This window comes from Streptomyces sp. T028, assembly GCF_048159505.1.
In the GTDB taxonomy this organism is placed as follows: domain Bacteria; phylum Actinomycetota; class Actinomycetes; order Streptomycetales; family Streptomycetaceae; genus Streptomyces.
Window position 1 is genome coordinate 183,537 of sequence record NZ_JBLRVZ010000001.1, and the last position, 23,871, is coordinate 207,407.

17 protein-coding genes and 2 pseudogenes are annotated in these 23,871 nt (G+C 70.0%); 8 read left to right on the plus strand and 11 right to left on the minus strand.

Going from position 1 to position 23,871, the window contains the following annotated elements; genetic code table 11:
* The first annotated feature begins 95 nt into the window (after positions 1 to 95).
* Positions 96 to 776, plus strand: a complete 681-nt coding sequence (locus ACLZN2_RS01005; RefSeq protein ID WP_416976372.1) for a copper homeostasis protein CutC — start codon at positions 96 to 98, stop codon at positions 774 to 776.
* 26 nt (positions 777 to 802) lie between these two features.
* Here ACLZN2_RS01005 and ACLZN2_RS01010 read toward each other — a convergent pair whose 3' ends face one another.
* The 6 genes from ACLZN2_RS01010 to ACLZN2_RS01035 form a co-directional block, all read right to left on the minus strand.
* On the minus strand, positions 803 to 4,639 hold the full coding sequence (locus ACLZN2_RS01010; RefSeq protein ID WP_416976373.1) for an NACHT and WD repeat domain-containing protein: 3,837 nt from the start codon (positions 4,637 to 4,639) through the stop codon (positions 803 to 805).
* Positions 4,636 to 5,085 (minus strand): hypothetical protein, encoded by a 450-nt coding sequence (locus tag ACLZN2_RS01015; protein ID WP_416976374.1) that lies wholly within the window; start codon positions 5,083 to 5,085, stop codon positions 4,636 to 4,638. Before ACLZN2_RS01015 ends, ACLZN2_RS01010 begins: the two co-directional genes overlap by 4 nt.
* A 4-nt stretch (positions 5,086 to 5,089) precedes the next feature.
* On the minus strand, positions 5,090 to 7,180 hold the full coding sequence (locus tag ACLZN2_RS01020) for a HelD family protein (protein ID WP_416976375.1): 2,091 nt from the start codon (positions 7,178 to 7,180) through the stop codon (positions 5,090 to 5,092).
* Positions 7,181 to 7,348: 168 nt separating this feature from the next.
* The gene (locus ACLZN2_RS01025) at positions 7,349 to 7,900 is read right to left on the minus strand and encodes a hypothetical protein (protein WP_416976376.1); all 552 of its coding nucleotides are present in this window, start codon (positions 7,898 to 7,900) and stop codon (positions 7,349 to 7,351) included.
* Between the two features lie 305 nt (positions 7,901 to 8,205).
* Positions 8,206 to 8,613: a hypothetical protein gene (locus ACLZN2_RS01030; protein ID WP_416976377.1), complete on the minus strand. Its 408-nt coding sequence runs from the start codon at positions 8,611 to 8,613 to the stop codon at positions 8,206 to 8,208.
* A gap of 36 nt (positions 8,614 to 8,649) precedes the next feature.
* On the minus strand, positions 8,650 to 9,360 hold the full coding sequence (locus tag ACLZN2_RS01035; protein ID WP_416976378.1) for a hypothetical protein: 711 nt from the start codon (positions 9,358 to 9,360) through the stop codon (positions 8,650 to 8,652).
* A 333-nt stretch (positions 9,361 to 9,693) separates the two neighbouring features.
* On the opposite strand from ACLZN2_RS01035, the gene ACLZN2_RS01040 reads away from it, so the two are divergent.
* Entirely contained in the window at positions 9,694 to 9,876 is a 183-nt protein-coding gene (locus tag ACLZN2_RS01040) for a hypothetical protein (protein ID WP_416976379.1), read from the plus strand.
* A 251-nt stretch (positions 9,877 to 10,127) separates the two neighbouring features.
* On the opposite strand, the gene ACLZN2_RS01045 is transcribed toward ACLZN2_RS01040, so the two are convergent.
* Positions 10,128 to 11,768: a DNA repair helicase XPB gene (locus ACLZN2_RS01045; RefSeq protein WP_416976380.1), complete on the minus strand. Its 1,641-nt coding sequence runs from the start codon at positions 11,766 to 11,768 to the stop codon at positions 10,128 to 10,130.
* 109 nt (positions 11,769 to 11,877) lie between these two features.
* On the opposite strand from ACLZN2_RS01045, the gene ACLZN2_RS01050 reads away from it, so the two are divergent.
* Positions 11,878 to 13,086, plus strand: a complete 1,209-nt coding sequence (locus ACLZN2_RS01050; protein WP_416976467.1) for a recombinase family protein — start codon at positions 11,878 to 11,880, stop codon at positions 13,084 to 13,086.
* A 145-nt stretch (positions 13,087 to 13,231) separates the two neighbouring features.
* Here ACLZN2_RS01050 and ACLZN2_RS01055 read toward each other — a convergent pair whose 3' ends face one another.
* From ACLZN2_RS01055 to ACLZN2_RS01070, 4 genes and pseudogenes are all read right to left on the minus strand, one after another.
* Positions 13,232 to 13,591 (minus strand): ASCH domain-containing protein, encoded by a 360-nt coding sequence (locus ACLZN2_RS01055; RefSeq protein WP_416976381.1) that lies wholly within the window; start codon positions 13,589 to 13,591, stop codon positions 13,232 to 13,234.
* Positions 13,588 to 14,130 (minus strand): annotated as a pseudogene (locus tag ACLZN2_RS01060) (hypothetical protein); the annotation flags it as partial. The gene ACLZN2_RS01055 and the pseudogene ACLZN2_RS01060, both read right to left, overlap by 4 nt.
* Positions 14,120 to 14,501 (minus strand): annotated as a pseudogene (locus ACLZN2_RS01065) (helix-turn-helix domain-containing protein); the annotation flags it as partial. The pseudogenes ACLZN2_RS01065 and ACLZN2_RS01060, both read right to left, overlap by 11 nt.
* A 306-nt stretch (positions 14,502 to 14,807) precedes the next feature.
* The gene (locus tag ACLZN2_RS01070; protein ID WP_416976382.1) at positions 14,808 to 15,704 is read right to left on the minus strand and encodes an aminoglycoside phosphotransferase family protein; all 897 of its coding nucleotides are present in this window, start codon (positions 15,702 to 15,704) and stop codon (positions 14,808 to 14,810) included.
* Between the two features lie 311 nt (positions 15,705 to 16,015).
* Here ACLZN2_RS01070 and ACLZN2_RS01075 point away from each other — a divergent pair, with 311 nt between their 5' ends.
* From ACLZN2_RS01075 to ACLZN2_RS01095, 5 genes are all read left to right on the plus strand, one after another.
* On the plus strand, positions 16,016 to 16,405 hold the full coding sequence (locus tag ACLZN2_RS01075) for a hypothetical protein (RefSeq protein ID WP_416976383.1): 390 nt from the start codon (positions 16,016 to 16,018) through the stop codon (positions 16,403 to 16,405).
* A 214-nt stretch (positions 16,406 to 16,619) separates the two neighbouring features.
* On the plus strand, positions 16,620 to 16,802 hold the full coding sequence (fxsA, locus tag ACLZN2_RS01080; RefSeq protein ID WP_416976384.1) for an FxSxx-COOH cyclophane-containing RiPP peptide: 183 nt from the start codon (positions 16,620 to 16,622) through the stop codon (positions 16,800 to 16,802).
* 200 nt (positions 16,803 to 17,002) lie between these two features.
* Positions 17,003 to 18,412, plus strand: a complete 1,410-nt coding sequence (gene fsxC / locus ACLZN2_RS01085; protein WP_416976385.1) for an FxsC protein — start codon at positions 17,003 to 17,005, stop codon at positions 18,410 to 18,412.
* The gene (fxsT, locus tag ACLZN2_RS01090) at positions 18,402 to 22,442 is read left to right on the plus strand and encodes an FxSxx-COOH system tetratricopeptide repeat protein (RefSeq protein WP_416976386.1); all 4,041 of its coding nucleotides are present in this window, start codon (positions 18,402 to 18,404) and stop codon (positions 22,440 to 22,442) included. Before fsxC ends, fxsT begins: the two co-directional genes overlap by 11 nt.
* 174 nt (positions 22,443 to 22,616) lie before the next feature.
* Complete coding sequence (locus tag ACLZN2_RS01095; RefSeq protein WP_416976387.1) at positions 22,617 to 23,822, plus strand: FxsB family cyclophane-forming radical SAM/SPASM peptide maturase; 1,206 nt, start codon at positions 22,617 to 22,619, stop codon at positions 23,820 to 23,822.
* The last annotated feature ends 49 nt before the right edge of the window (positions 23,823 to 23,871 follow it).

A 23,871-nucleotide genomic window follows, 5' to 3' on the forward strand; every position in this document is an offset into this window, starting at 1 on the left:
ACGCGCGGGCGGGGACGCAGGGGCGGGCGTATGGTGCAATTGGACTAGACAACTGGACTAGACCTGTCGTGATGATTCTCGATGAATGGGGTCCCATGAGTGAGCGTGCAGTGCTGGAGGTGATCGCCCTCGATGCCGAGGACGCGATCGCGGCCCGGACCGGAGGCGCGGACCGCCTCGAACTGATCACCGACATCGCGGCGGACGGCCTGACCCCACCGGTGACGACCTTCACCGCCATCCGGTCCGCCGTGGACATCCCGCTGCGCGTGATGCTGCGCCTGACGGAGGGCTTCGCGGCGGGGGACGTCGACCGTCTCGTACGGACCGCCCGCGAACTGCGGGCCGCCGGCGCCGAGGAGTTCGTCCTCGGCTTCCTCGACGCCGACGGCCAGGCCGACCTGGACGCGGTGGAACGGGTCGTGGCGGAGCTGGCCGGCTGCCGCTGGACGTTCCACCGCGCGATCGACCACGCGACCGACCGCGAAGCCCTCCGCAAGCAACTCGCCGACCTCCCCGGCCTGGACACCTACCTCACGGCAGGCTCCCCGACAGGCGTCGACGAGGGCCTGCCGACCCTGCTGGCGGAGGCAGCCCGCGGAGGCGACCAGCAACTCCTGGTGGGCGGGGGGCTGCGCCTGGACCATGTGCCACAGCTGAGGGCCGCCGGCATCGACGCGTTCCACATCGGCGGGGCGGCCCGGCCGGGGGGCTGGGGGCAGAGGGTGTCGGTGGAGGCCGTGAAGGAGTGGCGGCGGGTTCTGGACAGCCACTGACCCTGCGTCGCCCCGGGGCGGCGTTCCTACCGCCGGGCACAGGGCGGGTCGTAGCGCAGTTGGGGCATGTACGTGTGCCAGAGCGCGGGTGTCAGCAGGTTTCCTGTCGTCCGGCACACATAGTCGACTGCGGCCCGGATGGAGAGCGGCAGGATGCGTACCGTTTTCTCGCCGTCCCCGATGAAGAGGAAGCGCCCGTCCGGGGAGAACACGACGGCGTTGACATAGTCGACGACGCCGGTCACCGCCGACCCATGGGCACGCGCTCGACCCTGGCCGTCCACGTCCCACAGGCGAAGCGTCCTGTCGAAGCTGCCGCTGACCAGGGTGTCCCCGGCGGGACTGAAGGCCAGGGTGTAGACGGTGTCCTTGTGGCCCGTGAGAGGCGGTCTCAACGGTGCCGGGTGCGCGCGGTCGCTGAGGTTCCACAGGCTGATGGTGGCGTCGTTGCCGGAGGCGGCGAGGGTGCGGCCGTCCGGGCTGAAGGCGACCGTCTGGAGTGGGTCCACACTGGCCTGCAGGGGTTCGCCCAGGGAAGTCGGCCGGGCCGGCCGGGAGATGTCCCACAGGTGGAGGCTGCCCTCGTCCGCCGCAGCGGCGAGTGTGTGGCCGTCCGGGCTGACGGCCAGGCGGTTCATCTGGCCGGCCCGAGGATTCAACGGCGACCCGAGAGCGGTGGGACGGGACGGATCGGAGACGTCCCACAAGGCGACGGTGCCGTCGCCGTTGCCGGTTGCCAGTGTGCGCCCGTCCGGGGTGAACTCGACGGCGAGGAAGTTGTTCCGGGGGTTGTGGAGCGGCTTGCCCAGAGGCTTGGGTCTGGCCGGGGTGGTGACGTCCCACAGCCGGATGTCCGGGCCGACTGCGACGGCCAGCACCTTTCCGTCCGGGCTGAAGGCGACCCAGTTGACGTACGGGGTGTCCCCGCGGATCGACGCGCTGAGCGGGCGGGGGGAGGCCGGGTTCCCGACGTCCCAGAGCCGGACGGTGTTGTCCTCGGAGCCTGAGGCGAGCAACCGCCCGTCGGGGCTCACGGCTACGGTGTCGACGTAACTGTTGTGTCCGGTCAGGACGGTGCGGGGGATCGTCCAGAGCCGGACGGTGTGGTCGGCGCCCGCACTCGCCAGCACTCTGCCCTTGGGGTCGAAGGCCAGCGCCAGCACATGCCCAGTGTGGCCGTTGAGGGCTGGGCTGAAATCCCGGACGTCGTTTGGAGCCGTCACGTTCTCGAGCCAGATGGTGTTGTCGTCTCCGCCGTAAGCCATGAGAGGACCGGCGGGGGAGAAGTCGACGGTGTTGACGACGTTGTTGCTGAACGGGCCGGTGAGCGGGATCGGCCTGGCCGGGTCGGTGACGTTCCAGAGATGGGTTTTCTGGTCGCTCCCGGCCGCGGCCAGGGTGTGGCTGTCCGGGCTGAAGGCAACCGCCTGGGCGAAGGGCTCGAGGCCGGCGAAGTAGGGAATTTCGTCCGTTTGTCCGACCGCCGACGGATGCCGACGATCCACCACTTTCCACAACCGCACTCTCGATTCGTTCCCCGCGGACGCCATCAGCTTGCCGTCCGGGCTGAAAGCCACGCCGTTAACCTCGTCCGCGGAGGCGGGGAGTGGCTTGGCGAGGAGCTGCAGACGCCCAGGGTCGGAGGTGTCCCACAGACGGATCCGGCCGTCCTGGCCGGCCGCGGCCAGAGCCTGTCCGTCCGGGCTGAAGGCGAGCGTCCTCACCGCGCCGGTGCCCTCGCGGACGGCGGCGCCCACCCGGTCCGGTGCGCGGGGGCGGCTGACGTCCCAGAGACGGACGGTGCCGTCCCTTCCGGCTACCGCGAGCAGGTGCCCGTGGGGGCTGAAGGCCAATGCCAGTACGGGGCCGCGGGGTCCGCGCAGGGGGTCGCCCAGCGCGACGGGGTGGTCCGCACGAGCAGTGTTCCAGAGCCGGACGGTGCCGTCGCCGCCCGCGCTGGCCAGCACGCGTCCGTCCGGGCTGAAGTCCACCGCGTTCACCCGGTCCGTGTGACCGGTCAGTGTGTTGGCCAGCGGTATGTTCTGGGCGCTGAGCAGCCGGGTCTCCGTGGCGTCGGCCGGTGACATCCGGTGCGCGACCAGATCGAGTTGAGCCGCCAGGGACGGGTCGGTCTCACGGATCTGATCGGCCTTGGCCGTGATCTCGCCGAGGATCGCGGTGTTGCGTTCGTGCTGTGCCGTGTTGCGTTGCTGGAAGGCGATGATCGCGGACAGAGCGGCCAGTACGGCCAGCACCGTCAGACCGGCCACGACACCCTGGCGAATACGCCGCGCGCGGTGCCTCTGCCGTACCGATGCCGCCAGGAACATGGACGTATCCGCAGCGAGTTCGCCGGTGTCCTTGTCGGAGGCCAGGGCACGCGCCTCGTCCAGTCTGTGGCCCCGGTACAACAACCCCGGGTCGTGACCGGCTTCCTGCCATGCGGCGGCCGCGTCGTCCAGCCGCTGGCGGGCCATGTACCGGGCGCGGTGGGCCTCGGTCCACTGTCGCAGGCGCGGCCAGGCCTGCAGGAGCACCTCATGGGTGATGGTGACCGTGTCCTGCTCCCGGGTCAGCAGCCGCCCCCGGGTGAACGTCTCGATGACGTCTGCGGCTTCGCCGGAGCGTGAGCCGTGGCCGAGGAGCTCGGCGTACCGGACCGGACGGCGTGTGTCGTCGGTGTTGACGCCGAACTTGACCAGCCGCAGGAACACACGCTGAGCCGTCTGCTGAGCCTGGGCGTCCAGTCGGTCGAAGCAGCGGTCCGCTTCGACTCTGACGCTGTGCGCGATGCCTCCGGTCGACTCGTAACCGTCCACGGTGAGGGTGTGACCTGCCCGGCACAGCCAGGTGGCCCGCAAGGCGTGGGCGAGGAGTGGCAGCCGTCCGGTCTCGTAGGCATCGGCTTCGCCGGCCTTTCCCGGCTCGTCACTCGGCTCCGCCGCACCGAGGTCGCGCAGCAGAACGTGCACGAGGCCTGGTTCGACGTCCAGCCCGGCCACACGGGCGGGGTGGCGGATCGCCTCCCGTACCCCGGTCCGGGTCAGCGGCCCCACGATCACCTGGTTGCGCTCCACGGCGTCGAGGAGGCCGGGATGGGCGGCGCACTGGGTGTAGAAGTCGGAGCGCAGGCCGAAGACCACCAGGCCGACGGGCGGTTCGCCGTCCGGGCCCGGCTCCGTCAGGCCGAGAACGGCGTCCAGGAACTTCTTCCGCTCCCGCTCGTCGGCGCAGAGCGTGAACAGTTCTTCCAACTGGTCGACGATCAGGACAAGGGGCCGCCGCGGGGCGGTCCCGCCATCCCCTGTCGCGAGCGCGCGTCGTAGTGCGGCCTGCTGCCACACGGGACTGTCGGAGTCCTTGCCGGATCCTTCCCCGCTTTGGCACGTGACCTTGGACAAGCGGCTGCACAGGGCTGCCAACGGATGGGCCGTCGGAGTCATCCACAGCTGGGGCCAGTGCGCGGAGCCAGGCAGTGCGCCCCGTGCGAGCTCGGCCAGGAGTCCTGCTCGAAGCAGCGAGGACTTTCCGGCACCCGAGGGTGCCACGACGACGAGTGCCCCGCCCACCGCGAGGCAGGCGTCCAGCCGGACCAGCAGCTTGGCGACCAGGGCGTCCCTGCCGAAGAACCACTGGGCCTGTTCGTCGCTGAAAGGGGCCAGACCGGGATACGGACACTGCTGGGAGATCTCGGCGGTGCGCACACGGCGAGCCGATCGCACGCCGTCCTCATAGTGCAGATGCAGGTCCCGTTCCGACATGTAGAGGTCACGTCGAGCCTGGTAGACCCTGGCCCGGTCCGAGGCGTGAGCCTCCAGCCGGATCTCCTCTCCGCGCGTGGGCAGTCCGTCGGCGGGAGTCATGGCTCGTGGATGTGCTGGTCGTGCCCGGCCTGGTACACCCGGCCGTGTCCGGATGCCTCGGCCCGGAAATCGTGTGATCCGGTGCGAGTGCCGCCCTCATGCCGGAGGAGCGGAACGATCTCCTCGTCGATGAGTTGCCGTAGCCCGTCCGCCAGCGCGGGTTCCTCCCGCAGGAGTGTTATCAGGCGGGATTCCCAGGCTTCCACCAGGCGGGATTCCGCGTTCTCGTCACCCGCTCCGCGGGCCGCCAGCGCACGGTGGCGACACTCCACGAGCGCCGCATCCACCCGCCCCGCCTGCCGCGGACGGACGCGACGCCACCAGGTGACGAGGATCGTTCGTGCCTGTTGCCATGCGTCGGTGGTCATGATCCCCACCAACGCTGTGGCTGCCGACGATATGAACGCGTCCATCGCCATCAACCCCGTCACCAGGCCGGGTTTCATTGTATCAATTACTGGGGATTTGGGGCATTTCGGTTGAATTTGAAAGGAGCGTCTGGGTGAGCTGCGACGGCAGCGGAGTGGCATGAGTCACGATCAACCCCGACACCGCCCGAGTCAGCGCCACATACAACCGCCGCAACCCCGTCCGCTCGTCCGGCTCCCCGTCCACCACCGCCCGAGGCTCGTCCAGCACCACATAGTCGTACTCCAGACCCTTGGCCAGCGACGCGGGCACCAGCGTCAGCCGGGTCTCGGCGGTCGTCTCCTCGCCGGGGTTCAGATGGCCGATCCCCGCCGCGCCCAGCGCTTCCGCCAGTACGGGGATACGGGCGTCGGCGGCGATCAGGCCCGTCGACCCCTCGTTGCGGAGCAACTCCTCGCAGGCGGCGACGACTTCGGCGGTGTCCGTGACCGGGCGGAGGTCGAAGAACCCGGGGTTCTCACGGACCGAGGCGACCGGAGTGAGACCGGGCGCGATGTGCGGGAGCAGGCGGGAGGCATACGTGATCACGTCCGTCGGAACACGGAAACCGGCCGTCAGTTCCTCGATCACGCCGTCCGTCTTGCCGAGGTGGGCCAGGGCCTCGGCCCAACTCCTCGTCGCCCAGGGCGTGGTGCCCTGCGCCAGATCGCCGAGGACGGTCGCCGAACCCGTGGTGCAGCGCCGCCCCACCGCCCGGTACTGCATCGGGGAGAGGTCCTGCGCCTCGTCCAGCACCACATGCCCCAGCGAGTGCGTGCGCTCCACGATGTCGGCCGTCTCGTCGATCAGCACGGCGTCGGCGGCCGACCACTTCGCGGACTTCACACTCCGCACGGGCTTCGCCCACAGGATCGTCTTCTGCTCGTCCTCGTCGAGGATCCCGTCCGCGTGGACGGCGAGGAAATCGGCGTCGGTGAGCAGGCGCAGCACCAGCTTGGCCGGGTCGACGGGCGGCCAGACCTCCTTCACCGCCGCCTTGACCGCGCTGTTGCGGGCCACCGCGTCCTGCACCCGGTCGTCCGGGGCCTCCCCGGACCGCTCCATCTGCACCAGCACGGCATGCGCGATGCGCTGCGGCAGGGCCTCGCGGGCGGCGCCGTAGCGGATGTCCCTGTCCAGCAACTCGCGGACGATGTCCTCCAGTTCGTACGCCGGGACGCGCCAGCGGCGGGAGCCGCGCACGACGACGACCGGCTCGGTGGGCATCCGTACATGGGAGTAGACGGCCCGCCTCAGGACCTCCGCCATCCTCGCGTCGCCCTTGGTCACCGCGGTGGCCGCCTCGTCGCTGCCGCGCACCTCGACATGTGCGACCAGGTCGTCGACGGTGGCCTGGCGGACCGTCAGCTCACCGAGAGCGGGCAGTACTTGCTCGATGTAGTGGAGGAAGGACTTGTTCGGGCCGATGACGAGGGTGCCGGTGCGGGCCAGCCGCTCCCGGTGGGCGTACAGGAGGTAGGCGACCCGGTGCAGGCCGACGGCGGTCTTCCCGGTGCCCGGACCGCCCTGGACGCACACGGTCCCACCCAGCCCGGACCTGACGATCTCGTCCTGCTCGGGCTGGATGGTGGCGACGATGTCCCGCATGGGACCGACACGTGGCCGCTCGATCTCCTGCTGGAGCAACTTGCTGGTGCGGGCCGCCTCCTGAGGGTCGGAGAGGTGTTCGTCCTCGTACGCCGTGAGGTCGCCGCCGGTGTACCCGAAGCGGCGCCGCAACCCGACGTCCATCGGGTCCTTCTTCGAGGCCCGGTAGAACGGCTGCGAGACCGGCGCGCGCCAGTCGATGACCATGGGGTCGCCGTCCCCGTCGTGCACATGCCGCCGCCCAATGTAGAAGCGCTCCCCTTCCGCGCCCTCCGCCCGCTCGGCGCCCGGGGCGTGCAGATAGTCGAGGCGGCCGAAGAACAGCGGGGTGTCGCTGAGATCGGCGAGCGCCTTGATGCGCTCCTCGATCTGGCGGGACAACACCTCGGCGTTCACCCAGTTCGCGGTGACGTCACTGATGTCGAGCGCCTCGACGTCCTCCCGCATGGCCCGCAGGGCGGCCCGGGAGGAAGTGAGGTGCGCGCGCTCGCGGCCGAGGGGGTCGTCGTGGACGGACGTGGACAAGGAGGTGCCTCCGGGCCTGCTGGGGATGGGCTACGGCGATGCCGTCCGGTTTCCGTCCGGACGGCGGCACTCCGTGAAGGGAGGCGGGCAAGAGCGGAGATTTTAGGGGAACGAGGCAGCCGCGGCCAACGTGTTTTCGGCGCCCGTGCCCGGCTCCCGCCGGCTGCCTCATCGGCGTCTGCGGAGTTCCTCCGTCACCCGTTTCGCCTCCAGGAGTGCCGTGCGCAGTGCGCCGATGGCCGCACCCTGCTTGCGGGAGAGCTGGAGCAGTTGGCCCACGCGGTCCCTGCGGGGACGGAGCCGGTGATGGCGGTCGGGCAGGGCGGTGGTCTCGTAGGCGGTGATGAGGGCCACGATGGGGGCGAGCGGGATGTCCGGCCAGGCCTCCACCGCGTGCTCTATCCGGCTGCGCATCTCCAGCAGCAGGGCGAGGTCGGCCCTGGTGGCCTCCCTGCGATCGAGGTCGTCCAGGAGCAGGAGGACGGAGCAGAGGAGGTCGCGCAGGGGCAGCAGCTCCTCGGCCTCCCGCTCGATGCGGCGCTTGCGCAGCTGCAGGGCGAAGACGGCCACGGTGACGAGGGCGCCGACGATCGTCGCGATCGCCGCCCACATCGGCCCGTCGATGCCGCCCAGCAGGGTGGGACCGCCGACCGCGACGTCGGGCCCCAGCGGGGAATATGTGATGTCTTGTACCGGAAACGCCTGAAGTGAGGCCGTCATGGTGCCGTCCTGGATCTGAGGGTCGCGCGGTGTGCTACGGACAGGCCCGGTCGCTGCCGGGTAGGGGGCGATCCGGAAGTCGTATGTCACGCCTCGCAGTCCGATGTGTCTGATCCGTGCATTTGTCGACCCGTTGTGTAGCGTTTCGCTCTTCTTCGCCGAGATGGGGGCGGCACATGAGAACGTGCACCATGGGTTGATCCTTCGTGACTTTCCGTGACAGCGGAGGGGATGGGGGAACGCCGGGTCCGCTCGGTGCTCTCAATAGGCTGGGAATCCTGGAGAGCACCGGGCCGGTCCCGCCGTCAGTCCAGTGGATGAGGCGGCACCAGCCGCGAGATGATCCGGTGGCGGTCCCGCCAGCCGGAGTCGTTCCGCTGCATGGACCGCAGCAGATCGAGGGCGATCGAGTAGGCCGAGGCCAGGGCCCCGCCCACATTGGCCGCGATCGCCGACGCCACCCCGATCCGGTCCAGCAGGATCAGCGTGCCGGTCAGCCCGATGGCGGCCGCGCCGAGGTGGAGGCCCGCGGCCGGCACCCGCTCGGCCCGACGGCGGGTGGTCTCCCGTTCGACCTGGCGCCGGGCCCGCATGTCGGCGGCCAGTCCGTCCGCATACCGCTCCCGGTAGACTTCCCGGCTCACGGCCGGCCCGGTGTACGCCTGGTACTCACGGGAACTGCTCTCCGTCTCGGTGCCGCAGGCCCTGGCCATCAGTTCCCCGTCCCTTCGGTTCCGGTCCTGTGCACCTCAGACCCCCTGCGGGACGGAGTCGTGCCTCGGTTCCGGACGGCTGGGCGGTTCCGGGCGCCTGGCTCCGATGCCCATGTCCTTCAGGAACGCGGCCAGGCCGTCGGTGTCGCACCCCTCGGTCTTCAGCTGGCCCCAGGCCTGGCACAGGTGGGAGCCGACCGTCTTCTTCTCCACCTTGAGAAGCGTGGCGCAGTGCGCTTCCGGAAGATCGAGAATTCCCCTCAGGTGGAATACCTGCTTCCGTCGTTTGGTGAGCTTGTTCTGGGCGAACTCGAGTGCGCCCAGGATGTAATCCCTTCGCTGATTCACGTTCTGCCTTTCGTCGGTGGCCTCGCCGATCAGCCACGGTTCGACCTCGGGAGCCAGAAGATCGAAGAAGGGTTCCCAGGTCATTTCCTTCGGGCCGTCGTACGCGGGGTCGAGCAGCGACTTCCGCTTCTGGGCGGCCTTTTCCATGAGCTCTTCCTTGAGCCTCTCCTCCGGTGATCGCTCCGGCCATCTCCTGACCAGCGGGTTCTTCCGTACGGGCGGACGGCGGGGGCGTGCCCTGTACCGGCCGCCGACGAACGCCTCCTGCAGGCACGCGCTGAGCCATGGATCGAAAGGCCACCAGGGGTGCCCGTACTGCGGCCAGATCTCGAGCTTCAGCCGGGCTGCGTGAGGGTTCAGCAGGCCCGACAGATCCTGCGAAGAACGGCTCGCCGACAACAGGGGCCTCCTGGTACTCAAGTTTCCGATGGGAGCTCGGTAAGGAAGCTACTCCCACCGGAAAACGGAGCCTCAAAAAAGCGGAGCGGACCAGGTCGGAACGCATATCGCCAGCATTCACTGGCCTGTTGCGGCGATCGGTGGATGACGTGCCGTCAGCACGACGGCCCCCGGCCGCTCCCCGACGGACCCCGGCCGCCCCCCGACGGCCCCCCTAGGGGATCCGCGTCCTCCCTGAGGGGGGTCCGTCGGTCGGGAGTCGTACGTGGGTTCAGGGCAGGTTCGCCCGCCAGACCGATGCCCCCTTTATGCCTCGCGGCGCACCATGGATACATGAGTGCAGCGACCATCACCCCAGCCCCCGGTCGCCCGTCCGGCGCGACCCCCCTGTCCGATGTCCACCGCCACACCGTCGGCGACGCCCTGCACGCGATCAGGGTGTTCGTGGGCGCCGCCTTCGACGTGATCGTCCTCGGTGAGTACGGCGAGGAGGCCGGAGTCCGCCGCAGGCGGTGACCCCAGGACCTGTCCGGCCGATCATGCCGCAGACGCGGGGTCTGGTACGCCCTCCCCCAGAGGGGGTGCCCCCAGCCGCGTTGTCGTCGGTTGCCGACTCCCCCACGCTCGGCTGCGCTCGCGCGGGAGGGACCCCCATCGCGTCGACGCCCTCCTCCGCCTTGCAGCTGCACGCTCCCCGGCGCTGCCAAGGCGCCGTCGCTTTCCTGCGACTTGATCGGCCGGACAGGTCCTAGCCGGTGGCCGCCGGGTCAGCCCTCGGCGAGCAGTTCGTCCGCGTCCATGATCCGGTACGCGTACCCCTGCTCCGCCAGGAACCGCTGCCGGTGCGCGGCGAAGTCCTGGTCGATGGTGTCGCGGGCGACGACCGAGTAGAAGTGGGCCTGGTGACCGTCCGCCTTCGGACGCAGCACGCGGCCGAGGCGCTGGGCCTCCTCCTGACGGGAGCCGAAGGTGCCGGACACCTGGACGGCGACCGTCGCCTCGGGCAGGTCGATCGAGAAGTTCGCCACCTTCGACACCACCAGCACGCTGATCTCGCCCTCCCGGAATGCGTCGAAGAGCTTCTCGCGCTGCGCGTTGGACGTCTCGCCCTTGATGACCGGCGCCCCGAGGTGTTCGCCCAGCTCGTCCAGCTGGTCGATGTACTGGCCGATGACGAGGATCTGCTGGCCCGCGAAGCGCCGCACGATCGCCTCCGTCACCTTCCGCTTGGTCGCGGTCGTCGCACAGAAGCGGTACTTCTCCTCCGTCTCGGCGGTCGCGTACGCCAGCCGCTCGGAGTCGGTGAGATTGACCCGTACCTCCACACAGTCCGCCGGCGCGATGTAGCCCTGCGCCTCGATCTCCTTCCACGGCGCGTCGAACCGCTTCGGGCCGATGAGCGAGAACACGTCCGACTCACGGCCGTCCTCCCGGACGAGCGTCGCGGTCAGGCCGAGGCGGCGGCGGGCCTGGAGGTCGGCGGTGAACTTGAAGACGGGCGCGGGCAGCAGGTGCACCTCGTCGTAGACGATGAGCCCCCAGTCCCGGGAGTCGAACAGCTCCAGATGCGGGTAGACGCCCTTCCGCCGGGTCGTCAGCACCTGGTAGGTGGCGATCGTGACCGGGCGGATCTCCTTCCTCGTCCCGCTGTACTCGCCGATCTCGTCCTCGGTCAGCGAGGTCCGCTTCACCAGCTCGTGCTTCCACTGCCGCGCCGAGACCGTGTTCGTGACGAGGATCAGCGTGGTCGACTTCGCCTGGGCCATCGATCCGGCCCCCACCAGCGTCTTGCCCGCGCCGCAGGGCAGGACCACGACCCCGCTCCCGCCGTGCCAGAAGTTCTCCACCGCCTGCTTCTGGTACGGCCTGAGCGCCCAGCCGTCCTCGGCCAGCTCGATCGGATGCGCCTCGCCGTCCACGTACCCGGCGAGGTCCTCGGCCGGCCAGCCCAGCTTCAGCAGGGTCTGCTTGATCTGCCCGCGCTCCGAGGGATGCACCACGACCGTGTCCGGGTCGATCCGGGCGCCGACCAGCGGGGTGATCCGCTTGGAGCGCAGGATCTCCTCGAGCACCGGCCGGTCGGTGGTGGTGAGCACCAGCCCGTGCGCCGGGTGCTTGCTGAGCGTCAGCCGACCGTAGCGGTCCATCGTCTCCGCGATGTCCACGAGCAGCGCGTGCGGCACCGGGTAGCGGCTGTACTGCACCAGCGCGTCCACCACCTGCTCGGCGTCGTGCCCGGCCGCCCGCGCGTTCCACAGGCCGAGCGGGGTCACCCGGTAGGTGTGGATGTGCTCGGGCGCCCGCTCCAGCTCGGCGAACGGCGCGATGGCGCGTCGGCAGTCGTCGGCCTGCTCATGGTCCACTTCCAGGAGCAGGGTTTTGTCCGACTGGACGATTAGGCAGGACACGCATACCTCCGCAGATAGGATCGTCAGCGTGACAGACACCACACCTGCCACGGCTCGGGCCATGCCCCATGCCCGGCGCCGAAAGGGCGTACCGGCCAGCGCGCCGGGGATGCGCGCCGCTATCTATGTTCGCCTATCGCGTGAAACGGACGAGACGACTTCTCCTGAGCGCCAGAGAGCGGCTTGCGAGGCGTTGTGTGAGGCACGTGGCTGGAACGTCATAGTCGTCGAGGAAGACATCGATGTCTCCAGCTTCTCGCGGGGCCTCGACCGGCCAGGTCTGCAACGCATTCTGACCAGGCTCGCGGAGCTGGACGTGATCGTGTTCTTCAAGATCGACCGGCTTGCACGCTCGACGGTCGACTTCGCGGAGATCATGCGACTCGCCGAGCACCAGAGCGTGGCGCTCGCGTCGGCGACGGAACCGCTCGACCTTACGTCGTCCATGGGCCGAGCCATGGCGAAGGTCATCGCGGTTTTCGCGGAGCTGGAATCCGACACCATCGGCATGCGGGTGTCCAGCGCACATGAGCACCTGCGCCGCGAGGGTCGCTACACCGGCGGACGGGTCCCGTACGGGTACTTGGTCGTCTCCAATCCCAACGGTGCGGGCAAGGTCCTCGCGGTCAACGAGGTCGAGGCCAAGACGATCAAGCGGATCGTGGAGCGGGTCCTGGCCAAGGACTCGCTCATGCAGATCATCAACGACCTCAACAAGGAGGGCGCCCCGTCGCCCGGCCACTCCTCACGCCAGACCACGGGCAAGCGCAGCGACTCCAAGCAGTGGTACACGACGACGCTGCGGAGCTTGCTGGGCAGCCCCCAGTTGCTCGGCCAGGTCATCGAGGACGGCAAGCCGATCCTGCGGACGGACGGCCTGCCGCTGGTCAACCGGCCGCCGATCCTCGACACGGACACCTGGCAGGCGCTCCAGGACGAGTTGGAGCGCCGCCGCTACGACCGGGGCCTGTTCAGGGGCGACGACGGAGCGATTCGGTACGCGGAGCAGTACGCCAAGCTGGAAGAGCGACTGGCGACCCTCAAGGAGAGGCAGCGAACGGCGAAGCCGGGCGGCGTGAAGGCGGAGCCGACCGGAGAGACGCACGCCGAGCAGTGGAAGCGCTCGGACGTGGCCGGTAAGCGAGATTTGCTGTTGAACGCGGGTGGCTACGTGGAGGTGGCACCCGCGCGGCGCGGCGGCAAGAAGCTCGACACGTCGCGTCTGTCGGTGTACTTCGGTGAGGAGGGACACATGCGGCGGGCGGCAGCGGCGAAGGAGAGCGAACAGGAGCCCCAGGCGGCTGACAGCCAGGGCTGACGCCGACGTCACCGGACACACGCAGTGGCGCCCCCACCGGACGGACGAGGTGGGGGCGCTGCTGCCGCGTTCTGGCACGCCGACCGCCTCGGCACCATCGGCACCGGGGTCCTGACCAAGGGGGAGCGAGGACCGTGCGGCGGGCTTACCGGGGCGCCGGCTCGATTTCGATGGCGAGCGCGCCGAGCGCTTCCTTCTCCGCCGGGTAGATGTCGCGGATGTTGGCGAGCTGTTGCTCGCGGGGGGAGGCCGGGTTGACGTTCGCCGGGCCCTCCCCGTCAAGCAGTTCCTCGAACGTCTTGTACTCCGTGACCCGCTTCACCAGGACGTCACACGTCTCTTCGGTGCCCTTGATGCGGAAGCGGATGATGTCTCCAGCGGCCAGGTCTTCGAGGTGGCGATACTTCACTCGCACCTCGATCGTCTTCTGACCAGCGGCAACGAGGTCGAAGTAACGGCGGTAGAGGTTCAGTTCACGGACGTGCGCGGCGGCAGTCTCCGTCATGGGGCGGGAACGCTCCTTGCTGTTGCAGCGGACATGAGCCGGCCGAGCTCACCGGCCGAGTACGAGCGGAAGAAATGGCGTGGGTCGGCAAGTAGCACGTCGGTCAGACCGAGCAAGCGATCGACGTACTCTCCCAACGAGCCGGGCCACTCGCGGGTGTCGAGCATCCACGGGGCCGCACCGTCGGGCAAGGGCGCGCACCCCTCGCGGATGAGGGACTTGGACAGCTTCGCGCCCGTCTCCGTGACGACCTGGGGGCAGAAGAGCCGGGCGGTCATCTGTCCGCGAGCGAGGCCCACAGCCTGTAGGGCGCCGTCGACGAGAAGACAGCCGGGCATCCAGTCGCCGCCCTTGACCATGACGTACAGCGTGCCGCGTGCTCCAACGTTCGCCAGTTCCTTGACGAGGTTCCGGTACAGCGTGGCGAGGTCGAGGTATCCGCCCGTCGCGGGTTCGATGACGACCTCGTATTCGCCGTGGTGCAGGCACACAGCCGAGATGGTTGCCCGCTCGAAACCGTCGTCACGGACGTGGGTGCGTCGCGGAGGCGGTGCAGGCGGGTGGTTTCCTGCCATAGCTGACCGGCTGGGCGGGGGGTGCCGTCGAAGACGGGAGCGAGGTCGTAACGGCGCAGCTCTCGCATGATCGCGGCGGCAGACACCTGCCACTGGTTCTCGGCCGGGGCGGTGCTGTTGTACGGACGCCCGATCAGGTCGTTCGGGTGTACGTGCAGTTCCGAGGCGAGCACGTTGAGCAGGCCGACGCGGTCGAGTTCGATGTGCCCGCGTTCCATCTTGGACACCCAGCCCTGTGTCTTGCCCAGGGCGGCAGCGAGGTCGGCCTGCGTCATGCCGAGGCGGAGCCGTGCGCGGCGTGCGCGACGGCCGATCTCTTCGGCTTCTTCCAGCATCAGCGCGCCCCCCTAGGGGTGAGGCGCCGGCATTCCAGCGGGCGGCGAGGCATCGTGCTCCATCCATCAGGGCTTGTCCCCTTGACGGTACCCAGGCCGCGTGGCGCATGTGCAGTGGTACAGGTCAGGAAGTCCGTCTCATGCTTGTACGGTACCGGCGGTGCATGCCAGCGAGGGGGAGAAGCCTGTCCGAGGTGAGCTCATCTGAGCAGGACTGGATCACTGAGTATCGGCTCTTACTCAAGCGCGTAGAGAGCTACGTAGACGTGTACGGGCGCCGGAGCGATGAGGTGGAAAGCCTCATGATCACTCCATCGACTCCAGAATGCGGTCGAGTGTCCGGCGCCCCATTCTGCTCATCGTCGGATTGCTCTCGACGTAGTACCAGACAAGACCCATGGCCTGTTCGAACGCCCATGCCTTGCCGCGCTCCCACTCCAGATCGTCACAGACCAGTGTCCGCCGGAGCACTTCCCGCGGGCCTGGTTGCAACAGGTGCCAGGCGCTGACCAGATCCAGCGAGGGGTCGGCCGGGCCGAAGCCGCCGGTGTCGAGTACGCCGCTGAGCCGGTCTCCCGCCACCAGTACATTGCCGGGAATCAGGTCACCATGGCTCATCACGTCGGCACCCGTGCGTGGCAACTCCCGAAAGTAGCTCCACACCTGGCGCAGCCGGGGTACGTCGAGTAGTTCCTCACTCTCCTCGAAGCACTTCGTCATCCAATCGTCGTGGTGAGTGAGAACGCCGCCCCGATTTTCGCCGCTGAAAAATCGTCCCCGCGTCTCGGCGTCCCGGAGGGATGCGATGAAGGCCGCAAGGTCCTCGGCGAAGGCGTCCGACCCACTCGGGTCGGCATCAGAGGCGACCGTTCCCGGCAGCCATGTCTGGACCGACCACGGCATGGGGTAACCCGCTCCAGGCTTTCCCAAGGCGACGGGTTCCGGGGCGGGGAACCGAGACACCTGAGCCAACTCCGCGCTCGCCTGGGCTTCCTGTTCCAGAACCGCCAGAGCCTCGGCAGCATCGGCCAGACGCAGTGGAAATCGGGCAGAGAGGTCGTTCCCAATGCGGAAGATGGCGTGGACCGTCCCGGTCGACGACACGAGTTGGATCGCCTTGCCGCTCCACTGAGGGAACTGTTCTTGGATCAAGGTCGCAACGATTTCGGTGGTCACGTCCACTTGGTCATCGTGCATGGTCATTCTCGAAGGGCTTTCCACTGGTCCAATTCGAAACGGCTGCGCGGAAGGCTGCGTCCCGGTCGACAAGGGTGTTGTCGAGGTCCAGCGGCAACAACGGCATGACCGGGAGTAGATCATGGAACCCCATCCGGGGTAGGCCAGTTTCCGGCTGGTCGCGGCACGAGGCCGGCGAAGCGGACGGTGCGGATCGTCAAGGATGGACGGGCCTTCCCCCCGTGAAGGTGGGCACGTCGTTCATCACGAAACGTTCTTGGACACCCTCGTTCTCGTCTCCGCAGGCACCCCTTGGACCACACCACCAGGAGGAACCAGTGTCATACCCGCAACTGCTCACCCCTGAGGAGAAGCTCGCCGACGCGAAGAAGCTGTTGAGCCTCCCGCGTATCGTCGTGATCTGCGGCTCCACCCGCTTCATGACCGAGATGAACGAGGCCGATCTGCGGGAGACCAGAGCCGGAAGGATTGTCGTCAAACCGGGCTGTGACATGAAGTCGCCGCACGAACTTTGGTCCGATCCTGGCGAGGCCGAGGCGCTGAAGGTTCGACTCGACGATCTGCACCGGGCGAAGATCCGGCTCGCTGATGAGGTGCTCGTAGTCGGCGACTACATCGGAGACAGCACCCGAGCCGAAATCGCCTACGCCCGGTCGCTGAGCAAGCCCGTGCGGTTCACGCACCCCGAAGTCGACCCTGACGCCTGACCGCCCGCTGCCACCTCGACAACCAGGGCCATCCTTTCCGAGGCGGCCAAACGTCCAGTGTGCCCCATACGGTCCAAGAGCCGCGGATCCCGGGTGAGGGGGCCGCGCGGGGTGGGCTGTGGTGCCTGGAATCGGGCGGTCGGATCCCTATAGGGTGCGGTAGGTTTCGCGTGCCCAGGACCGACCCGAGCACGCGTGTGTACGAAGGATGCCGATGGACGCGAGCGCCCGGATCGACTCATGCCTGCTGGACGTCACAGGCCTGGGCATGGACGCGCTGGACAAGCTGCTCGAAGGACTGCCCGACACCGCCCTGGGTGCCGTGTTGCGTCGCGTGGTCGATGAGGCGGTCCACCCCGTCGGGGAACCGTTCGCCGCCTTCGACTCCTCCATCTGATCCTCCGCTGGTCCTCTCCTGGTCCTCTCCTGGTCCTTCATCCGAGCAGGTCCCGGGCCGTCCCCGGGCACCCGGACGGTCCCCGGGCGGATGTCCGAAGCCGACAGCTTGAGGCCTCACGGCTGTGGGTATGACCCGTACGTGCTCCGGCATACATGTGGCATGCAGGCAGGTCGGCCAGGGAGGTATCGGGGGACGCCTTGGTACAGGAGCCGTACTTCTTCCTCAGCTATGCGCGGAAGGACGACCGCGACGAGTTCGTGAAGCGGTTCTACGACGACCTCGTGCTGGAGCTCCGCCGGATCGGTGCCGACCCGGCCGCGCAGCCGCCGTTCCGTGACGTCGAGCGGCTGGGGCTGGGCTCGAACTGGGCGCGGGTGCTCGGCGCGGCGGTCGGGCACTGCCGCGCCTTCGTCGCGCTGTACTCCCCCGCGTATCTCAACAGCGAGTTCTGCGGCAAGGAGTGGACGGCGTTCTGGGACCGGCTGCAGGAGTACCGCCGGGAGACGGAGATCGACGTACCGGCGCTGGTCCCGGTGCTGTGGACCCCCATGGAGGGGGACATCCCGGCGGAGATCGCCCGCTTCCAGTACCACGAGGCGGGCATGGGCGAGGAGTACGCCGCGCAGGGGCTGATGCAGATCCTGCGCACCGATCCCACCGGCCCGGTGTACCGCAGGGTGGTCGAGAAGGTCGCCGCCCGGGTGCGGATCGCCGCCGACCGGTTCCGGCTGCCGTTCACGCACGGCCTCGACCTCGCCGACGTACGCGGGCTGTTCCCGGTGGCCGAGCAGCAGCGGGCCACCGGATCGGGCACCGGGCACGTCCAGGTCTTCCTCGCCGCCGGTGTCGCCGACCCGCTGCCGGAAGGGCGGCACCGGCCGGAGTACTACGGACGCTCACCGCGCGAGTGGACGCCGTACCACCCGCCCCGGCACCCCACGGTCGCCCTCCGGGCGCAGAAGGTGATCGCGGAGGAGGGGTACACCAGCAACATCGACGTCGTCGACCCGGGACTGAGCGGCCGTCTCGACGAGACGATGGTGAACAACCAGACGAGCATCCTGCTGGTCGACCCGTGGGCCGTGCGCACCGCGGCCTACCGGGACGCGCTCGCCGACTACGACGGTCAGAACCGCCCGGCCACGGGCGTCCTGGTGCCCTGCCACGAGGCCGACGAGGAATCCGGCGGCGACGCGATCTGGCAGGAACTGAGCCAGGTCTTCTGGCGCAACTGGCGCCGGCAGAACGATCCGCACGACCAGCTGTTCCGGGTGAGGGTGGCCGCGGACGAGTTCGACGCCCAGCTCGCCGTGATGCTGGCGGTGGCGCAGAACCGGCTGATGGAGATGGAGAGCACCACCCCCTTCCGGCTCCCCGGTGGCCCGCCCCCGCCTCCGCTGGGCGGTCTCACCGTCCCGGGCCCGCCGCCCGACCCCGGCGGCCCGCTTCCCCCGCCCCCGTTCCCCGGCGCCTTACCCGTCTTCCGTCCGGACGCCGTCCCTCCGCCGCAGGAGCCGCCCCCGGGCTTCGGCGGGCCGGTGGCCGGCGGCCCGGGGGAGCCGCCCGGCGGACCGCCCGCTGCTAAGGACACCGACGATGACCAGTAGGCCCACCGGACCGGGCAAGATCGTCACGTTCTACTCGTACAAGGGTGGTACCGGACGCACCATGGCGCTGGCCAACGTGGGCTGGATCCTCGCCGCCGGCGGCCACCGGGTGCTGCTGGTCGACTGGGACCTGGAGGCTCCCGGCCTGCACCGCTATCTGCACCCGCTGCTGGTCGATCCGGAGCTGCGCTCGTCCAACGGCCTGATCAACATGGTGCAGGCCTACGTCCGGACCGTGCTGAGCCCCCAGGAGCCCCCGGTCCGCACGGCCGCCGCCGCCCAGGGCCCGGAGCCGCGATCCGCCGCGGCGGCCACCGGGACCGACCGGGCCACCGAGACCGACGACTGGCTGCGCACCGCCGCGGACCCGACGCCCTACACCATCGGACTCCTGCTGGAGCTCCCCTCCGGCGGCCGGTTGGACTTCCTGCCCGCCGGACGCCAGTCGGCCGCCTACTCGGCCGCCGTCACCAGCTTCAACTGGCACAGTTTCTACGACCGGCACGGCGGCGGGCACTTCCTCCAGGCGTTGCGCGAGGAGATGATCTCCTCCTACGACTATGTGCTGATCGACAGCCGTACGGGCGTCAGCGACACATCCGGCATCTGCACCATCCTGCTGCCCGACATCCTGGTCGACTGCTTCACCCTGAGTGTCCAGAGCATCCGCGGCGGCGTGGACGCGGCGGCCGCCGTCCAGCGTTCCGCGCCCCGGCCCATCAAGGTGCTGCCCGTCCCGATGCGCGTCGAGGAGGCCGAGACCGAACGGCTGGAGGCCGGACGGGACTTCTCCCGCACCGAGTTCGACCCCTTCCTCGCCTGGCTGGCGCAGGAGGAGCGCAGCCGCTACTGGGGCGAGATCGAGATCCCGTACAAGGCCTTCTACGCCTACGAGGAGATTCCCGCCACCGTCGCCGACCGGCCCCGCCAGGAGCGCTCGCTGCTCACCGCGTTCGAGCGGCTCACGGAGTGGATCTCGGACGGCCGGGTACGACGGCTCTCCCCGCTGCCCGCGGACCGGCGCGCCGAACTGCGCGCCGCCTACCTGCGCGTTCCCCGCACCCTGCCCACCCAGATCTTCGTCAGCTACGCCCCGCTGGGCCGCATGTGGGCGGAGTGGGCGGCCGAGACCCTGGAGGCGGCCGGCTACCAGGTCTCCCTGCACAGCACGGTCGCCGCCGACGGCGCCGACCTGCCCGAGGTGACCGGCACCCTCGGCGGTCAGGGCCGGGTGCTGGCCCTGCTGTCGCCGGAGTACGCGGCCCAGCCGCGGGCCGCGGCGATCCGCTTCCAGCTGACCGGGCACGAGACGCCCGGCGGCCCCGGACTGGTCGCCGTCCGCCTCCAGGACCTCGACCCGGCCGCCGCGGAGCCCTACCTCGACAGCACCCTCGCCGACCTCGGCCGCAGCGGCCCGGCCGAGGCCGCCGACCAACTCCTCGCCGTCCTCGGAACGCCCCCCGGCCGCCGCCTCCCGGACGGCACCACCCCACCCGTCGGCACCGCCCTGCCCAGCTTCCCCGGCTCGATCCCGGCGGCCCAGCGCCTGCCGTCGCGCAACCTGTCCTTCACCGGCCGCGGGCCCCTCCTGGAGCGGCTGCGCGACCACTTCACCGCCGGACCGGGCGCCGCCGTACCCAGCCAGGTGCTGTACGGCCTCGGCGGTATGGGAAAGACCCAGACCGCCCTGGAATACGCGCACCGCTACAAATCCGCCTACGACGTGGTCTGGTGGATGAACGCCGCCCAGCCCGGCCTGATCCGCTCCGCCCTCGCCGACCTCGCCCCCTACCTCGACCTGGAGGAGGGCGAGGACGTGGGCTCCACCGCCGAGGCCGTGCTGCGCGCCCTCGGACAGGGCCGGCCGTACGACCGCTGGCTCCTGGTGTACGACAACGCCGGCAACCCCACCGAACTCGACGGCCTCCTCCCCGAGGGGCCGCCCGGCGGACATGTGCTGATCACCTCCCGGGACCGGGCCTGGGTCAACAGCGCGGGCCGAGCCGAGGTGGAGGTGTTCGCCCGCGAGGAGAGCGTCGAACTGCTGCGCAGATTCAGCCCGTTGCTCGCTCCCGAGGACGCGGACCAGATCGCCCTCGAACTCGGCGACCTGCCGCTCGCCGTGGGCCAGGCCGCGGTCTGGCTGAGCCAGAGCAGCATGCCCGTCGACATCTACCTCGCCCGGCTGCGCGAGCGCCCCATCGACATCCTCGACCACACCCCGCTGCCGCCCCGCGAGTACCCCAACTCAGCCGCCCGCACCTGGCAGATCGCGGTGGAGGAACTGCGCGAACGCAACCATGCCGCCGTCGAGATGCTGGAGATCTGCGCCTTCTTCGGCCCCGACCCGATCCCCATGCGGCTGCTCTACAGCCGGGCCGTCACCCAGGCCCTCACCATGGACACCGACGAACCCCGCGACGAGATGGCCGTCGCCCAACTGCTGCGCGCCCTCAACCGCTTCGGGCTGGCCCGCAGTGACCAGGGCAGCGAGACCCTCACCGTGCACCGGCTGGTCCAGGCGGTCATCCGGGACGGAGTCTCCAGCCGGCGCTGGGTGGAACTGCGCACCGTGGTGCACGCCGCACTCGCGGGCGCCAACCCCGGCAACCCGGAGGCCATCGCCGACTGGGACGAGTACGACGAACTCCTCCCGCACCTGGAGCCCTCACGCGCGTCCGCCGACGCCCACCCCGAGGTCCGCAAACTGATCATCGACTCGGTGCGCTACCTGTGGAAACGCAGCCTCTACGGCACCGCGTACGACCTCGCCACCCGCACCCTGGCCCGCTGGGCGCGGCCGGACTTCCCCGGCGGCGGCTCCGACGACGTCCACACCCTGCTGCTGCGCACCCAGCTCGGCAACGTGCTGCGCTCACAGGGACAGTTCGTGGAGGCGTACGAGCTCGACTCCGACGTACTGCGGCGGTTCACCGCCACCAAGGGGGACGAGTACCCCGCCACACTCGCCGCGGCCTGCAACGTCGGTGCCGACCTGCGCGCCCTCGGCCGCTACCAGGAGGCCCGCGAACTGGACCGCATCACCTGCCAGGTGGCGCTCCGCGAGTTCGGCGAGGACCACCAGCGGACCCTGATGTACACCAACAACCTGGGCATGTCCGAGTACCTGGCCGGCGACCGCAGGGCCGCCCTGGAGCTGCACCGCACGGCCTACGACCGCCAGCGGCAGAACCAGGGCAGCATGAAGCCGCGCACCCTGAACCTGGCCAACAACCTGGCCCGCGACCTGCGCGAGACCGGACAACTGGGCGAGGCGCTGCACCTGCTGGAGACGACCACCCGCCTCTACCAGCAGGTCCTCGGCGACGGACACAGCGACACCCTGCGGGCCCGCAAGAACCTGGCCGTCGCCCTGCGCCGGGCCGGCCGCTACGCCGAGGCCCGCGACATCAACCAGGACATCTACAACCGGTACCTCGTGGCCCACGGCCCCGACCACTACGACACCCTCGCCGCCGCCTGCAGCCTGGCCGGCGACCTCGCCGCGCTCGACGACACCGCACAGGCCCTGGAACTGGCCGACCGGGCCCTCGCCCGCTACAAGGACTACCTGGGCGAGGAACACCCGGTCACCCTGGTCTGCGCCAGCAACATGGCGGTGTACTTGAGACTCATCGGCCGCACCGAGGAGGCCCTCGCGTTCTCCGGCCGCACCACGGAACAACTCCGCACCGTCCTCAGCGAGTCCCATCCGCACACCCTCATCTGCATGCTCAACCACGCCAACGACCTCGTGACCGCAGGCCGCACCCGGGAGGCCGCCGACCTGGAGACCAGGGCACGGCAGGGACTGCTGGCCGCGCTGGAGCCCGACCACTACGACGTCATCGGCATCACCTCCAACCTCTCGCTCAGCCTGCGCGCCCTGGGCCGTACCGCGGAGGCGGACGCACTGCACCGGGACGCCCTGGAACGCGCCAGACGCACCCTGGGCGCCGAGCACCCGACGACACTGGCGATCACCCACGGAGTCCGCCTGGACTCGGACATCGAACCGCCGACCACCTGAGAGCCTGTGGCCGCCGGCGGGGTCCGGCCGTTCCGCGACCGGGCGTGCCCGGCTGCTGACGGGCTGTAGGATGCCGCCACCCGCCAAGCCCCCCGTTCCCGTGTCGCCGTTCCCGTCGACCCGGCCGTCGGCGGGAGCGGCTCCGGCACCGGCGCGATCGAGCGAGGCTGGCCCATGGTTCCCTTCCGGCAGTTCCTGCTGAAGATCCACAGCCGCTGCAACCTCGCCTGCGACTACTGCTACGTCTACGAGTCCGCGGACCAGAGCTGGCGCGACCGCCCCCGGTTCATGGACCCCGGCACCGTGCGCCGCGCCGCCGGACTCATCGCCGAACACGCCCGCGCCCACGACCTGTCCGAGGTCCATGTCGTGCTGCACGGCGGCGAACCGCTGCTGGTGGGGGCCGCGCGGCTGGACGCCATCCTGCACGAGCTCACCGCCGCCGTTCGCGGGGTGGCGCGCCCGGTGTTCAAGCTCCAGACCAACGGCTTACGGCTGGCCGAGGACCCGGCCCTGCTGCCGGTCCTGAGGAGCCACTCGGTGAGCGTCGGCGTCAGCATGGACGGCACCGCCGCCACCCACGACCGCCACCGGCGGCGCCCCGACGGCCGGGGCAGTCACGCCGACGTCGCACGGGCGCTACGACTCCTCGCCGGCCCCTACCGCGAGGTGTACGCGGGCGTGCTGTGCACCATCGACCTGGCCGCCGACCCGGTGGAGACCTACGAGGCCCTGCTGGAGTTCACCCCGCCCCGGCTGGACCTGCTCCTGCCGCACGCCACGTGGCACACCCCGCCGCCCGGCGTGACCACCCGTGCCGTCCCGCCCCGCACGCCACCCGGCGCCGCCCCGGCCGGGCCGGTGCCCTACGCGCGGTGGCTGTGCGCGGTGTTCGACCGCTGGGCCGACGCGCCCCGCCGGGAGACCGGGATCCGCCTCTTCGAGGAGATCGCGGTCCTGCTGCTCGGCGGCACCGCCAACAGCGAGGCCGTGGGCCTTGCCCCCGTCGACCTCGTCGTGGTCGAGACCGACGGCACCATCGAACAGGCCGACTCGCTGAAGGTGACCTACCCGGGAGCCCCCGCCACCGGTCTGGACGTCTTCCGTCACACCTTCGCCGACGCCGCACGGCACGAGGCGTTCCGGGCCCGCCAGCGCGGGCGCGCCGGTCTCGCCCCCGTCTGCGCGGCCTGCCCCCGCTCGGCGGTCTGCGGGGGCGGGCTGTACGCGCACCGCTACCACCCCGGGGCCGCGCCGAACCCGTTCGCCGCCCCGTCCGTCTACTGCCCGGACCTCGCCGTCCTCGTCGACCATGTCGCCGACCGCCTCCGCCGGGACGTCACGGCACTCGGCGCGGCGGCACACCCGGTCCCGGGCTGACGGCGGTGCCCCAACCGTCCCACCGCCCCACCCGTCCCACCCGTCCCAC

Excerpts from the sequence above, each read along its gene's own strand:
- ACLZN2_RS01015 (WP_416976374.1), bottom strand. The coding sequence starts at position 5,085 with ATGAAACCCGGCCTGGTGACGGGGTTGATGGCGATGGACGCGTTCATA.
- ACLZN2_RS01010 (WP_416976373.1), bottom strand. The coding sequence starts at position 4,639 with ATGACTCCCGCCGACGGACTGCCCACGCGCGGAGAGGAGATCCGGCTG.
- ACLZN2_RS01025 (WP_416976376.1), bottom strand. The coding sequence starts at position 7,900 with ATGACGGCCTCACTTCAGGCGTTTCCGGTACAAGACATCACATATTCC.
- ACLZN2_RS01055 (WP_416976381.1), bottom strand. The coding sequence starts at position 13,591 with ATGACGGAGACTGCCGCCGCGCACGTCCGTGAACTGAACCTCTACCGC.
- ACLZN2_RS01095 (WP_416976387.1), top strand. The coding sequence starts at position 22,617 with ATGGTTCCCTTCCGGCAGTTCCTGCTGAAGATCCACAGCCGCTGCAAC.
- ACLZN2_RS01030 (WP_416976377.1), bottom strand. The coding sequence starts at position 8,613 with ATGGCCAGGGCCTGCGGCACCGAGACGGAGAGCAGTTCCCGTGAGTAC.
- ACLZN2_RS01070 (WP_416976382.1), bottom strand. The coding sequence starts at position 15,704 with ATGACCATGCACGATGACCAAGTGGACGTGACCACCGAAATCGTTGCG.
- ACLZN2_RS01005 (WP_416976372.1), top strand. The coding sequence starts at position 96 with ATGAGTGAGCGTGCAGTGCTGGAGGTGATCGCCCTCGATGCCGAGGAC.
- fxsA (WP_416976384.1), top strand. The coding sequence starts at position 16,620 with ATGGACGCGAGCGCCCGGATCGACTCATGCCTGCTGGACGTCACAGGC.
- fxsT (WP_416976386.1), top strand. The coding sequence starts at position 18,402 with ATGACCAGTAGGCCCACCGGACCGGGCAAGATCGTCACGTTCTACTCG.
- ACLZN2_RS01040 (WP_416976379.1), top strand. The coding sequence starts at position 9,694 with ATGAGTGCAGCGACCATCACCCCAGCCCCCGGTCGCCCGTCCGGCGCG.
- ACLZN2_RS01050 (WP_416976467.1), top strand. The coding sequence starts at position 11,878 with ATGCGCGCCGCTATCTATGTTCGCCTATCGCGTGAAACGGACGAGACG.